This window comes from Bradyrhizobium sp. SRL28 (assembly GCF_018596315.1).
In the GTDB taxonomy this organism is placed as follows: Bacteria; Pseudomonadota; Alphaproteobacteria; order Rhizobiales; family Xanthobacteraceae; genus Bradyrhizobium.
In genome coordinates this window covers 1-317 of sequence record NZ_JAHEAG010000256.1, presented here as the reverse complement: position 1 = coordinate 317, position 317 = coordinate 1, and the positions used below count along the sequence as shown (strand labels likewise).

Sequence of the window (317 nt, the reverse complement as noted above, 5' to 3'; positions counted from 1 at the left end):
GCCGCGTTCCTGGTCTCGGCGGTCTGTTCCTTCAGCGCCGCGATCAGGCCGGGACGGTCGAACTTGGCGACGTAATCGTGGAAGCCGGCCTGCCGCCCGCGCTCGATCGCCGCCGGCGACACCAGCGAGGACAGAGCGATGATCGGCATCGTGCTCAGATTGTGGTCGGCGCGGATAACTTCCGCGAACTCGAAGCCGTTCATGTCCGGCATCTCGATGTCGGTCAGCACCACGTCGAAGGTGTGGCTCGAGCGCAGCGCGGCGAGGCCCTCCTGCGCGTTGACGGCGACCCGCACCTTGTAGCCGGCGGCTTTCAG

The 317-nt window shown here is 67.2% G+C and carries 1 protein-coding gene; it reads right to left on the bottom strand.

Translation table 11 applies throughout. The features are described 5' to 3' along the window. On the bottom strand, positions 1-317 hold a 317-nt coding region (locus KIP88_RS46240), incomplete at both ends, for a response regulator (RefSeq protein ID WP_214494689.1).